The sequence below is a fragment of the Streptomyces sp. NPDC057543 genome (assembly GCF_042801895.1).
Classification (GTDB): Bacteria; Actinomycetota; Actinomycetes; order Streptomycetales; family Streptomycetaceae; genus Streptomyces.
Genome location: NZ_JBHVFF010000243.1, coordinates 1 through 13710, shown reverse-complemented (window position 1 = coordinate 13710; position 13710 = coordinate 1). Strand labels below are relative to the sequence as shown.

The window sequence follows — 13710 nt, the reverse complement described above, 5'->3', positions numbered from 1 at the left end:
GCCGGTTGGCCGTGCGCCACAAGGGCGCTTGTCACACCTTCAGGTACTTGCGCAACGCGAAGAGAGCGGCAACGGCGGGCATCAGCAGGCCGATCGCCAGGACCAGGGGCAGCTTGGTGAAGACCGCGTCCCAGCCGATGAAGTCGATCAGGTTCAGCTTGCTCTGCAGCGCCAGACCGCCATCGATCAGGAAGTACCGGCCGGCCAGCAGCATCACGCAGGCGAGCACGCCACCGATGAGACCGGCGAACGCGGCCTCCATGATGAACGGCATCTGGATGTAGAACCCGGAGGCGCCGACGAGCCGCATGATGCCCGTTTCGCGCCGCCGGCTGAACGCGGACACCCGAACCGTGTTCACGATCAGCATAAGTGCGATGACCAGCATCAGCGCCATCACGAAGAGGGCGGCCACATTCATGCCGTTCATCAGCCCGAAGAGGTTGTCCAGGATGGATCTCTGGTCCTGGACGGACTGCACCCCGTCCCGGCCGGCGAAGGCGGTGGCGACGACCTTGTACTTCTTCGGGTCGTGGAGCTTGACCCGGAACGACTCCTGCATCTGGTCCGGCGTGATGTTGCTCGCCATGGGCGAGTCGCCGAACTGCTCCTGGTAGTGCTTGTACGCCTGGTCGGCCGACTCGTAGGTGACCGTGTCGACGGCGTCCATCTTCTTGAGGTCGCCCTCGATCTGCTTCTTCTGATCGGCGGTGACCGCACCCTTGGCGCACTTGGGCGTCGAGGTCACATCACTCTTGCTGCACAGGAAGATCGAGACGTTGACCTTGTCGTACCAGTAGTCCTTCATCGTGCTGACCTGCTCGCGCATGAGCAGCGCGCCGCCGAACAGGGCGAGCGAGAGGGCGACGGAGACGACGACGGCGAAGGTCATCGTGAGGTTGCGACGGAGGCCGACGCCGATCTCCGACAGGACGAACTGGGCGCGCATGGCGTCCTTTCAGTGCTCGATGCTCAGTGCTGGTAGCCGTAGACGCCGCGGGCCTGGTCGCGTACGAGACGGCCCTGCTCCAGCTCGATGACGCGCTTGCGCATCTGGTCGACGATGTTCTGGTCGTGGGTCGCCATGATCACGGTGGTGCCGGTCCGGTTGATCCGGTCCAGCAGCTTCATGATGCCGACGGAGGTCTGCGGGTCGAGGTTGCCGGTCGGCTCGTCCGCGATCAGCAGCATGGGACGGTTCACGAACGCCCGCGCGATCGCCACGCGCTGCTGCTCACCACCGGAGAGCTCACCGGGCCTCCGGTCCTCTTTACCGCCGAGGCCGACCAGGTCGAGGACCTGCGGCACCGCCTTGCGGATCTCGCCGCGCGGCTTGCCGATGACCTCCTGCGCAAACGCCACGTTCTCCGCAACGGTCTTGTTGGGGAGAAGTCTGAAGTCCTGGAAAACCGTGCCCAGCTGGCGGCGCATGTGCGGCACCTTCCAGTTGGACAGGCGCGCGAGGTCCTTGCCCAGGACGTGGACCATGCCCTGACTGGCGCGCTCTTCGCGGAGGATGAGACGCATGAAGGTGGACTTGCCGGAGCCGGAGGAGCCCACCAGGAAGACGAACTCGCCCTTCTCGATATCGAGCGACACATCCCGTAGAGCGGGACGGCTCTGCTTCGGGTAGGTCTTGGAGACGTTGTCGAATCGGATCACGGATGCACCACGGTCGGCCGGGAGTAGGTGTGCGTGACCATACGCGAACCGGACTGACGCGTGCAGGCGCACGTCCTGGGATGGGTGATTTATGGCGGAACGGCACGGGCTGGAAGCGGGGCCGAAGTGCCACGGAACGGGCGGTGTCCGGCGGGCCGCGCCGAAATCCGCGCGAGCTGGCACAGTGGTAGGGGAACGGACGCGTTCCCATGAGCGTTGTGCGGAGAGAAGGCATATGCGGCTCCGCCGCGCGGGAGGAGGAAAGCGCATGACCTATGACCGATTGGTGTGCGCAAACTGCGCGGCGCCCGTGAATGAGGGCCGCTGCCCCGTGTGCCGGGCAAGCCGTGAGCGGCTGCAGCACGAACAGGAGCAGGGAATCTTCGCGGGACTGAGCCCCGTGACGCTGGTGGCCCTGCTGGTGGTGCTGCTGGGCGCGCTGGCACTGCTGGCCCACCAGACCGCGTAGCGGCGGGGAGAGCCCGTCCGTCCGCCTGCGAGAGCGTGTACGTGTACGCAGAGGGGCCCGGGATGCCTGTAGCAGGCGTCCCGGGCCCCTCTGCGTACCTTGTGCCGTCAGTGGGCCGTCAGGCGACCGTACGGCCGTTCATGAGGCGCGGCAGGATCCGGAAGCCGATGCCTCCGGCAATCATCGTCGCGGCGCCGACCAGCAGGAACGTGGTCTCGGCGGCACCGGTCTCGGCGAGCTCGTCCTTGCCCTTGCCCTGCTCGACCGGCTGGTTACCGGCCGAGTCGGGGGTGGTGTTGTCCGCGCACTTCGCGCCGTCGAGGTCGACGGTGCAGTTGTCGGCGTCGCTGCCACCGGTCACGGAGCCGGCGGAGGCGTTACCGGTGGTACCACCGTTGCCGGAGGTACCGGAGGAACCGTTGCCGCCGTTGCCGTTACCGCCGGACTGGTTGCCACCGTTGCCGTTACCGCCGGACTGGTTGCCACCGTTTCCGTTACCGCCGGACTGGTTGCCACCGTTTCCGTTACCGCCGGACTGGTTGCCGCCGTTGCCGTGACCGCCGGTCTCGTTACCACCGGTCTCATTGCCACCGGTCTCGTTACCACCGGTCTCGTTACCACCGGTCTCGTTACCACCGGTCTCATTGCCACCGGTCTCGTTACCACCGGTCTCGTTACCACCGGTCTCGTTACCACCGGTCTCGTTACCACCGGTCTCGTTACCACCGGTCTCATTGCCGCCGGTCTCGTTACCACCGGTCTCATTGCCACCGGTCTCGTTACCACCGGTTTCGTTACCACCGGACTCAGTACCGCCGGTCTCGCATCGCGGGTCGGCCGGGCTGCACGGTTCGCCGTCGTCGCCCAACTGGACGCCAACCTGAACACCCGCGACGTTGACACCGATGCCGACGGCGGACGCCGCACCGGCGGCGGTGAGCGAGGCACCCGCGGCAATCACCGCACCTGCGGCTATCCGCGCGACGCGGACTCGCGTCTTCTTCGTCATGTGCTGCTACCCCCAGTAGCTGTTCTCGTCAGTGGAGCAGCCATATGCGGGCCCCGGCTCGGCGGGGTTCGCTCCGAACGGCGCCACATAGAGCCGTGGTCATGCCGCCCGCCCCCGTTCACACCCGTCCCAGACATACGCACGCTGCCCTAGCACCCTGTCCAGAGTTAAGGACTACGTCAAGGCCGTTCCGTGCAATCTGCGGCGTTTTGATGGGAGTTGGTCTCCATTCGGAATCACGACTGTGACGCACTCACCACGCCACCTCCGCAACTCGCCCCCCTCAACTCCCTTGAGCGCGCCACGCCGTACGCGTCCGCAACGAGAACGGCGGTGCCGGAACCCCGTGAGGATTCCGGCACCGCCGTTCAAAGAACAGGGAACAGGCCGCGTCGGCCCGCCGGCCTACTTCTCCCGCTGCTTGCGCCAGCGGATGCCCGCCTCCAGGAAGCCGTCGATCTCGCCGTTGAAGACCGCTTCCGGGTTGCCCATCTCGAACTCCGTACGCAGGTCCTTGACCATCTGGTACGGGTGCAGGACGTACGACCGCATCTGGTTGCCCCAGGAGTTGCCGCCGTCGCCCTTGAGGGCGTCCATCTTGGCCTGCTCCTCCTGACGGCGGCGCTCAAGGAGCTTCGCCTGGAGGACGTTCATCGCGGACGCCTTGTTCTGGATCTGCGAGCGCTCGTTCTGGCAGGAGACGACGATGCCGGTCGGGAGGTGGGTCAGGCGCACCGCGGAGTCCGTGGTGTTGACGCCCTGGCCGCCGGGGCCCGACGAGCGGTACACGTCGACGCGCAGCTCGGACTCGTCGATCTCGATGTGGTCGGTCTGCTCGACCACGGGCAGCACCTCGACACCCGCGAAGGACGTCTGACGGCGGCCCTGGTTGTCGAAGGGCGAGATCCGGACGAGCCGGTGGGTGCCCTGCTCGACGGAGAGCGTGCCGTAGGCGTACGGCACCTGGACGGCGAAGGTGGTCGACTTGATGCCGGCCTCTTCCGCGTACGACGTCTCGTAGACCTCGGTCTTGTAGCCATGCCGCTCGGCCCAGCGGATGTACATGCGCTGGAGCTTCTCGGCGAAGTCGGCGGCGTCCACGCCACCGGCCTCGGCGCGGATGTTGACCAGGGCCTCGCGGGCGTCGTACTCGCCGGAGAGGAGGGTACGGACCTCCATCTCGTCCAGCGCCTTCCTGACCGACTCCAGCTCGGACTCGGCCTCGGCGAGGGCATCGGCGTCGCCCTCGTCCTGGGCGAGCTCGAAGAGGATTTCGAGATCGTCGATCCGGCCGCGGAGCGCCTCGGTCTTGCGGACCTCGGCCTGGAGGTGCGAAAGCTTGCTGGTGATCTTCTGCGCCGCCTCCGGGTCGTCCCAGAGGGAAGGCGCTGCCGCCTGCTCCTCGAGCGCGGCGATGTCCGCCCTCAGCGCATCCAGGTCCAGGACGGCCTCGATCGACCCCATGGTCGAGGAGAGGGACTTCAGCTCTTCGGAAATATCGACGACTGCCACGGGTCCAGCGTAACGGCTGTCGGCACGGACGTTCCTCGGGCCGCATGATCACGACCCGGTGACCGGGTGTCCGGCGCCTGCCCGGACCGTACGGCGACGGGTGCCTCCCTGGGATTCCCCGGGGCCGCGAGCCGCCGGGGAACCACCTCCGGGCCCCGGCTCAGGGGGTTCCCGGTGCCGAGTTCTTCGTGTCCTGCGTGGGCACGTCCGTGCCGTCGCCGCCCAGCGCCAGCCAGCCGCCCACAACGAGGGCCACCACGAGCACCAGCGCCGCGGCGCCCAGGGTCAGGCGGCGCTTGCGGACGGCCGCGGACTTGTTGCGGGCCGAGCCGGGGCGGGGCCGGCCCGGGGAACGCGGGGCCCTGGCCGTGCCCCGGGGGCCGCCGGACAGCTCATCGGGGGCCGGGACGCGCATGCTCGTGTGGGTGTCGCGGTTGGAGTCGGTGGACGAGCCGGGCACCAGGGGGACCGCGCCGCGGCGGCGGGGCTCCTCGGGCGCCGGGCTGTACTGCTGCTCGTCGTACGTCTGCGGTTCCGGTTCGGTGTCCGGTTCGTCCACGTCCAGCGGCGGGATGCCGGCCAGCTGCGGGAGCTGCTCGCGCAGCCGGGCCGCGAGCTCGGAGGCGCGCAGCCGGGAGGCCGGGGCTTTGGCCAGGCACTGGACGAGGAGCTGCCAGAGCTCCTCGGGGATGCCCGGGAGAGGGACGACGGTCTCCGTGACGTGGCGGCGCAGGACCGCGCCGGGGTGTCCGCCGCCGAAGGGCGTGAAGCCGGCCAGGAGCTCGTACAGGACCGTGGCGAGGGCGTAGATGTCGACGGCGGCGCGGGGCGGGAGGCCCTCGACTATCTCGGGGGCGAGGTAGTCGGGCGTACCGATGATCTTGCTGGCCTTGGTGCGGCGCGGGGTGTCGATCAGCTTGGCCACACCGAAGTCGGTGAGCAGCGCCGGGTGCGAGCCGCCGGGGCCGAGCGGGCCCTCCATGTCGAGCAGGATGTTCTCCGGCTTGACGTCGCGGTGGACCACTCCGGCGGCGTGGGCGGCGGCCAGGCCGTCGGCGACGTCCGCGATGATCGCGACGGCGGCCTCGGGTGCGAGCCGGCGTTCACGGTCGAGGCGGGTGCGCAGGTCCGTGCCGCGAACCAGGTTCATGACCAGCGCCAGGTCGTTGCCGTCGACCACGAGGTCGCGGACGCCGACCACACGCGGGTGGTCCAGGCCGAGCAGGGCCGTGCGCTCCTGGACGAAGCGGCCCACGAGCTCCTGGTCGGACGCGAGGTCCTCGCGGAGGAGCTTGATGGCCACCGGGCCCTCGGGCCCGTCGCCGAGCCACACCGTGCCGGCGCTGCCGCGCCCCAGGATCTGGTGGGCGGTGTACCGGCTGCCGATATTCCGTGCCAAGACTGCTCCCTCAGCGGCTGGCGATGGACCGTCGCTCATGACCCCCGATCGACAAAGTTACGCGTCGATCGGGGTGTTGAGTGCCCGGGATGGCGCCAACCTTCACTTCTGCGGGTGATATGCGTGGAAACTCGCCCGCAGAAGTCGATATAGCTACAGAGTTGATGAGGCGTCGGCCGCTCAGGGCCCGCTGCTTCCGCCCAGTTTCGAGACCCAGTCGGTCACTGTGGAGACGGTGTCGCTGATGGCCTGCCAGTAGCTCTTGCCCTGGCCGATCCAGTCCTGCAGCGGCGTCAGTTCCCAGATCAGCCAGCCCGCGACGAACAGCAGGATCAGGGTGAACAGACAGCCCTTGAGGCAGCCGAGGCCGGGAATCCGCATCGGGTTGGCGCTGCGCTGCCTCGGCTCGCGGGGCTGTCGCGGGGCCGGCTGCTGGGGCGGCGGCTGCTGCGGCGGCGCGTACTGCTGGCGCTGGTACTGCTGTTGTGGCTGGTGCTGAGGTTGCGGCTGGTACTGCTGCTGGGGCTGGGGGTACTGCTGATGCTGCGGCGGCTGCTGGCGTCGCTGGGGCTGCTGCGGCTGCTGGGGCTGGGACCGCTGGGGGCGGCGGCGCAGCGGGTCCTGCCCGGGGTCGAGGTACTGGACCTGCGTCTGCTCGTTGCGGTCACGGGCCGCCTGGAGCTGGGACTGCCAGGGGTGCGGCCCGTCGGGCTGCGCAGGGCCGTCCGGGTGCGGCGGTACGGGCGGCATGACCGAGGTCGGGTCGGCGTGCCCGCCGGCGCCCTGGCCGGGGCCGGGGGCGTGCTGCATGACGCTGGTCGCGGCGTTCGGATCGTACGAGCCGGCGTTGCTCGGCAGCACCTGCGTCGGGTCGGCCGCGCCGGGGGTCTGCGGCACGGCTGCGGGCGCGGGGTCGGGTGCGAGCAGGGCGCCCACGCCGTCGGCCGCCGCGATCTGGGCGGCGGTGGCGTGCACGCCGATGCCGGCCGCGACGGTGCGCAGTCCGCGGGCCAGGTTCTCGGCGCTGGGCCGCTGGTCCGGGTCCTTGCTCAGGCAGCGCTCTATCACCGTCCACAACGGCGCCGGGACGGTGGTGGGGCGGCGGGGTTCCTCGCTGAGGTGCCGGTGCAGGACTTCGAGGGCGGTGCCGCCGGAGAACGGCGGGCGGCCGGTGACCAGTTCGTACAGCAGAATGCCCGCGCCGTAGATGTCGACGGCGGAGGTCTGCGGGCGGCCCTCGGCGGACTCGGGTGCCACGTAGGCGGGCGTGCCGACGAACTCGTGGGTCCGGGTGAGCCCCGGGGAGTCGGCCAGGCGCGCGATGCCGAAGTCGGTGAGCATCGGGTGCATCTGGCCGTCGCGCTCGTCGAGCAGGACGTTGGCGGGCTTCAGGTCGCGGTGGACGACGCCGTCGGCGTGGCTGGCGGCGAGCGCGTCCGCGATCTGCGCGGTGAGCAGCGCGGCGGCGACCGGGGTGAGCGGGCCGTTCTCACGGAGGTAGCGGTGCAGGTCGGGGCCGTCGATCAGGTCCATGACGAGGGCGAGGAGGTCACCCTCGACGACCAGGTCGCGGGTGCGCACGATGTTCTCGTGGGTGAGCCGGAGCAGCACCGAGCGCTCGCGCAGGAACCGCATCACGACGTCCGCGTCGTTGGCGAGCTCCTCCTTCAGGACCTTGATCGCCACGGTCTCGCCGGGCTGGCCGGCGACGGCCGCCTCGGAGCCTGCGGTCTCCCGCTGGCGGGCACGCCAGACGGTGCCCGTGGCGCCGCGTCCCAGCGGCTCCTCGAGCAGGTACTTGCTGCCTACCGGCCGCACGTCATGCGCTCCCTGCGATCGTGGTGTCTGCGGTACTCCCGGATCCGCCCGGGAGTTCCGGCCCACTCTAGGGCCTTTCGTTTGGATCATGCCGGGCTCGCGTGCCCCGGCGTGATCCGGCCCGAGTCCGAATGAAAGACCCTGGTGGGGTGACCGGCGAGATCGGGGCGCTCTCCTCGCGGCCCTCGTCCGCCGTGGCCGGCTCCTTCCGGGGAGGTGACGGCCGGTTGCGGAACAAGACGCTCACACCGGGCGGATGGTTGCCGCACGCATGTGCGACGAATCGTGCCGGACGCCCTCCCGGAACGGTTCCGGCGTTACGGAAGAGCGTCCCGGCAGGCACGGCAGGGGCTTTCCGGCAGGTATGGAGCCACGGAAGTACCCTCCGGCAGGTAGGGAAGAACCCTCCGGCTAGTGGGGAAGAACCTTCCAAGCAGGCACGTATGGGCGCACAGCAGACGTTTCAAGATCACTTAGCGGTGACCCGCGGGCGGGTTGTCAGTGGCAGGTGCGAGGATGCCTCCAGCACGGACTGTGGGGTAGGGAGCCTTGCGGTGCGTGACGAACCTGTACCGGACGACGCGTCCGTGTCGGGTGGGGGGAATCACAGGCCGTTTCCCCTGCCCGGCACCCCGCGCAGAAGGGACCGCTGACGGCGATGCAGATCCGGCTGACCGTCCTCGCGCCGCGCAGCGGCCAGACCCCGGCGCGCGCCTGCGACGTGCTGGTCACCGCTCCGTCGGGGACCGCGCTCGCCACCGTGGCGTCCCCGCTGGCCGCGGCCGTCTCCGGGCCCGACGGCTCGCTCGGCAGCGGCGCGGTGGTGCTGTTCGCCGGGCGTGAGCGGCTCGACGCGCAGCGGTGCGCGCTGGGTGAGCCCCCGCTGGTCGACGGAGCGGTGCTCTCGCTCCAGGTCCCGGGCGAGGACGAGGCGGCGGACGACGCCGTCCCGGCGCAGCTGCACGTGGTCGCGGGGCCCGACGCGGGCGGGGTCCACCTGCTGCACGGCGGCCGGGTCCGGATCGGCCGCTCCGCCGACGCGGACGTCCCGCTCGACGACCCCGACGTGTCCCGGCTGCACTGCGCCGTGACGGTCTCCGCGGACGGCCTGGTCTCGGTGGCTGACCTGGGCTCCACCAACGGCACCCTGCTCGACGGCGCCGAGGTCCGTGACCGTCCGGTCCGCCTGCAGCCCGGTGCGCTGCTGCGGCTCGGCGAGTCGACGCTCCGGCTGACCTCCGGCGCGCGTACGCCGACGCTGTCGACGGCCCCGGACGGCGAGGGGCATCTGCGGGTGTCCGGTACGGCGGGCGCCTCCGCCGCCGAAGACGGCTTCGCCGAGGAGCACGGCGCCGGCCATGGCTACGCACCGGCCGTCGCCCCCGGCTCCGGCCCCGCCCCGCACGAAGAACCCGGCGGCCCCGACCCGTACGGCAGCGGCGACGACGGGCCCGCCGACACCCGCCGCCACTCCGCCGCCGGGCGCCCGGCCCCCTTCCCGGGCGACGACACACCCCGACGCGGCGGAATAGGCGCCTGGGCGCGCAGACTCGCGGGCAACAAGGGCGAGCCGGTCCATGAGGCGACACCCGACGAGGCGGGCGCCGGCGGGCCGCCCTTCCCTGCCGCCGCCCCGGTGACGCCCGCGGGGAGTGCCTGGCCGGACCCCGCGGCCGTGCTGCTGACCGCGCTCGGCCCCGGTCCCCGGCTCTGGGAGCGCGACGCCGCGCACCCGGAGGCGCTCGTGGTGCGTCTGGGGACGACGGACCGGGCCGAGCTGCCCGCGGTGCCGGTGACCGTGGGGCTGCGGGAGGCCGGCTCCCTCGGGCTCGCCGGGCCGCGGACCCGGCTGGCCGGACTCGCCCGCTCGGCGGTCGCGCAGCTCGCCGCGCTGCACTCCCCCGCCGATCTGGAGATCGTGCTGATCAGCACGGACCGCGCCCGCGGCGCGGACGAGCGCAGACGCGAGTGGGCCTGGCTCGGCTGGCTGCCGCACGTGCGCCCGATGCACGGCCAGGACTGCCGGCTGCTCCTCGCCTACGACCGCGAGCAGGCCCTCGCCCGTACGACGGAGCTGGTGCGCCGACTGGACGAGGGGCCGCTCGGGCCCGGCTGGGCGAGCCTGGACCGGGACACGGTCGCCGAGGCCGCCGCCCGGTACGCGGGCCCGTACACCGTGCTGATCGTCGACGGCGACCCCGGCTCGGCGGTGCTGCGCGAGAACACCGCCCGGCTGGCCGCCGCGGGCGCCGCCGCGGGGATCCATCTGATCTGTCTGGCCGAGACCCCGGCCGCCACACCCACGTCACCGGTCGCGGCGACGTACGAGGCCGCCTGCCACGCGTCGATCGCGTTCCGGGAGTGCGGGGCGGTGGCGATGCTGAGCGGCGACGTGGCGACGGCCCTGCGACTGCTGCGTACGGCGGACGGCCGGGCCGCGGGCCGGGGCACGGTCGCGACCGTGGACGCGGTGTCGGCGCACTGGGCCGAACGGTTCGGCCGGGCGCTGGCCCCGCTGCGCACGGAAGGTTCGGTGACGGCCCACGGCCGGCCGGTGTCGGCCGCGCTCCCGACGACGGCCCGGCTGCTGGACGAGCTGGGACTGGCCCGTGCCACCCCCGCCTCGCTGATGGCCCGCTGGGCGTCCACGGCCGATGACCAGCCCGGCGCCACCGTCCGCGGTTCGGGCCGCTGGGCCGGCGGGCCGGGGGGCGGCGGGCCGGGGGGCGGCGGTACGGACGCGGCCGACGCGGCCTCCCGCAGATCGGGCCGTACGGAGTACCCGCGCGGTGCGGCTCCCCGCGTGGGCGCCCAGCGCACGGGCAGCGGCCCGGGTGGATACGCCCCGGGCGCCGGCCGCCCCCCGTACCCCGGCAGCGACACCGCCACGCACGTCGGCACGGCAGGCTACGGCCTCGTGCGCGACGAGGGCCGCGACACCACCCATGGCTCCGGGCGCCCCCCGTATCCCGGCACGGCCGCGCCCCGCGTCAGTGGCGGGCGCTACGGCGCCTCGCCCGGGGACACCCCGAGCTCCCGCACCGTTCCCGGGTCCGGTTCCTGGGGCGGTGGCGATGTCCAGGGCGCCGACAGTCTCCGTTCGGCCGGGCCGGGACGGACCTCGAACCGGGTGAGCGGGCCGCGTGGCACCGACACGCCCCAGATCGCGGCGCGGGCCGCCGTGGACCCGAACACAGCCACGAACACGGGCACGGACCCAAGCACCGGCACACCCGCCCCCGCCGCGTCCGCCCCCACCGACGGCACCGCACCCGCCCCCGCCGAAGGCACCGCCGCCGTGGCCGCCGGGCGCCCCGTCGTGGTGCTCGGGGCCGGGCCCCGGGGCGCCGTCAGTGTGGATCTGTCGGCGGAGGGCCCCCATCTCCTCATCGAGGGTCCGGCCGGCAGCGGACGTACGGAGCTGCTGCGGGCCGTCGCCGCCTCGCTGGCCGCCGCCGCCCGGCCCGACCGGCTGGGCATCCTCCTGGTCGACGGCGCCGGTGGCGAGCGCGGCGAGAGCCTGCGCCCGTGCACCGAGCTCCCGCACGCGTTCACGCACCTCGTGGCCTCCGATCCGGTACGGATGCGGGAGTTCGCGCAGGCGCTGGGCGGCGAGCTGAAGCGGCGCGCCGAGCTGCTCGGCCCGTACGACTTCACCGAGTGGCACCACCGGCACGAGGTGGCGCAGCGGATGGTCGGCCAGCGCCCGCCGACCGCCGCGGAACAGCGCGGCGACGTGGAATCCCCGCTGAGCGGGACGCTCCGCCTGCGCCCCGCCGCGCGGTCCACGGACCCCGGCCCGTCCCCGCTGCCCCGGCTCGTCGTCCTCGTCGACGACTTCGACGCGCTGGTCGCCCCGGCGCTCGGCAGTCCGGGCCGGCCCGCCGCCGGTTCCGTCGTACGGGCCCTGGAGGCCGTGGCCAGGGAAGGCGGCCGGCTCGGCGTCCACCTGGTCGCGACGTCCGCCCGCCCGGACCGTACGGAGGACACGGATCTGGCCCACGGCGCCCGGCTGCGCATCGTGCTCGACGCACCGGTCGTCCCGCCGTCGCCGGAGGATCCGGCGCCCGGACGCGGCAGGCTGGGCCATCCGGACGGGCGGGTGACCCCGTTCCAGGGCGGCCGGGTGACGGGGCGCATTCCGCGTACGGCGACGCTGCGCCCCACCGTCGTCCCGCTGGAGTGGGAGCGGATGGGCGATCCGCCGGCCCGGCGCCCGGTCCGCGAACTGGGCAACGGACCGACGGACCTGGCGCTGCTGGCCAGTGCGCTGGAGCGGGCGGCCCGTTCGGTGAACGCCGAGCCGATAGCCCCGTTCGGGCCCGTCCACTCCTGAGTGCCAAACCAGCGCTTCTACTGATCACACGTCACGAGCCCATCACGATCAAGGAGTTGACACCTAAAGCGGTATTGCGGCGCCCGTACACCCAGCGTAGGACTGTGCGCACACGACGATGTGAGAGACGGGGCAGCGATGCGCACAACCCTTCGGATCAGCAGGGCCGCCATGGTGTTCACCGCCATCGGAGCACTGGCCCTCACCGGTTGCAGCGACGGCGGCAGCGGAAAAGACAAGCCGGACAAGAGCCCCGGGAACGACAAGGGGAGCTCGTCGAGCGTCACACTGCCGAAACTGAACGGTGAGAAGCTCTCGGTCGCGGCGGTCTGGACCGGAGCCGAGCAGGCCAACTTCGTCAAGGTCCTCAAGGAGTTCGAGAGCCGCACGGGGGCGACGGTCACCTTCGTCCCGGCGCAGGACCCGATCGTCAACTTCCTCGGTACGAAGATCGCGGGCGGGCAGCCGCCGGACGTCGCGATGATCCCGCAGGTCGGCGCGATCCGGCAGGCCGCCGAGAAGAAGTGGGCCAAGCCCGTCGGCGCCGAGGCCAAGGCCCAGTTGGCCAAGAACTACGGGCAGGTCTGGCAGGACCTCGGCGCGGTCGACGGCACCCAGTACGGCGTCTACTTCAAGGCCGCCAACAAGTCCCTGATCTGGTACAACGCCAAGGCGTTCGAGAACGCGGGCGCGGCCGAGCCGAAGACCTGGAAGGAGTTCCTGGCGACGGCCGAGACGGTGTCCGCCTCCGGCGTCACCCCGGTCTCGGTCGGCGGTGCGGACGGCTGGACGCTCACCGACTGGTTCGAGAACATCTATCTCTCGCAGGCCGGCCCGGAGAAGTACGACCAGCTGGCCCAGCACAAGATCAAGTGGACGGACCCGTCCGTCAAGGACGCGCTGACCACGCTCGCGCAGCTCTTCGGCAAGCCGTCGCTGATCGCGGGCGGCGCGGACGGCGCGCTGCAGACGGAGTTCCCGGCCTCGGTCACCCAGACCTTCACCGGCGGTGACCAGCCGAAGGCCGCGATGGTCTACGAGGGCGACTTCGTGGCCGTCAACATCGCGCAGACGAAGGCGAAGATCGGGACGGACGCCAAGGTGTTCCCGTTCCCGGCGGTCGGCGCCGAGTCCCCCGTCGTGACGGGTGGCGACGCGGCGGTGGCCCTGAAGGACGGCAAGGGCGCCCAGGCCCTGCTGACCTGGCTGGGCTCGACCGACGCGGCGAAGATCATGGCCGAACAGGGCGGGTTCATCTCGCCGAACAAGGCCCTGGACGTCGCCGCGTATCCGAACGAGGTGCAGCGCACGATGGCGAAGGCGTTGATCGCGGCCGGTGACGCCGTCCGGTTCGACATGTCGGACCAGGCCCCGCAGTCGTTCGGCGGGACGCCCGGAAAGGGCGAGTGGAAGACCCTCCAGGACTTCCTGAAGAACCCGAAGGACATCGCGGGGACTCAAGCGAAGCTGGAGTCCGACGCGGCCAAGGCATACAAGAGCTGACG

The 13710-nt window shown here is 71.7% G+C and carries 9 protein-coding genes; 3 read left to right on the top strand and 6 right to left on the bottom strand.

What is annotated here, in order from left to right; translation table 11 throughout:
• Positions 1-31 precede the first annotated feature (31 nt).
• Positions 32-949, bottom strand: a complete 918-nt coding sequence (gene ftsX, locus ACFU8Q_RS31080; RefSeq protein ID WP_383759957.1) for a permease-like cell division protein FtsX — start codon at positions 947-949, stop codon at positions 32-34.
• A 23-nt stretch (positions 950-972) separates the two neighbouring features.
• Positions 973-1662 (bottom strand): cell division ATP-binding protein FtsE, encoded by a 690-nt coding sequence (gene ftsE, locus ACFU8Q_RS31075; RefSeq protein WP_266746501.1) that lies wholly within the window; start codon positions 1660-1662, stop codon positions 973-975.
• A gap of 268 nt (positions 1663-1930) precedes the next feature.
• Between ftsE and ACFU8Q_RS31070 the strand changes: the two genes are divergently transcribed.
• On the top strand, positions 1931-2131 hold the full coding sequence (locus ACFU8Q_RS31070) for a hypothetical protein (protein WP_384460198.1): 201 nt from the start codon (positions 1931-1933) through the stop codon (positions 2129-2131).
• Between the two features lie 118 nt (positions 2132-2249).
• On the opposite strand, the gene ACFU8Q_RS31065 is transcribed toward ACFU8Q_RS31070, so the two are convergent.
• From ACFU8Q_RS31065 to ACFU8Q_RS31050, 4 genes are all read right to left on the bottom strand, one after another.
• Positions 2250-3140, bottom strand: a complete 891-nt coding sequence (locus tag ACFU8Q_RS31065) for a hypothetical protein (protein ID WP_384460194.1) — start codon at positions 3138-3140, stop codon at positions 2250-2252.
• Positions 3141-3545: 405 nt separating this feature from the next.
• Positions 3546-4652 carry a peptide chain release factor 2 gene (gene prfB, locus ACFU8Q_RS31060; RefSeq protein WP_384460191.1) on the bottom strand — a complete coding sequence of 369 codons (1107 nt, stop codon included), beginning with the start codon at positions 4650-4652 and terminating at the stop codon, positions 3546-3548.
• Positions 4653-4812: 160 nt separating this feature from the next.
• Entirely contained in the window at positions 4813-6051 is a 1239-nt protein-coding gene (locus ACFU8Q_RS31055) for a serine/threonine-protein kinase (RefSeq protein WP_384460188.1), read from the bottom strand.
• Between the two features lie 180 nt (positions 6052-6231).
• A complete protein-coding gene (locus ACFU8Q_RS31050; RefSeq protein WP_384460184.1) occupies positions 6232-7869 on the bottom strand; it encodes a serine/threonine-protein kinase in 1638 nt (545 codons plus the stop codon).
• 658 nt (positions 7870-8527) lie between these two features.
• On the opposite strand from ACFU8Q_RS31050, the gene ACFU8Q_RS31045 reads away from it, so the two are divergent.
• A complete protein-coding gene (locus tag ACFU8Q_RS31045; RefSeq protein WP_384460180.1) occupies positions 8528-12205 on the top strand; it encodes an FHA domain-containing protein in 3678 nt (1225 codons plus the stop codon).
• 138 nt (positions 12206-12343) lie between these two features.
• Positions 12344-13708 carry an ABC transporter substrate-binding protein gene (locus tag ACFU8Q_RS31040; RefSeq protein WP_384460177.1) on the top strand — a complete coding sequence of 455 codons (1365 nt, stop codon included), beginning with the start codon at positions 12344-12346 and terminating at the stop codon, positions 13706-13708.
• Positions 13709-13710 lie beyond the last annotated feature (2 nt).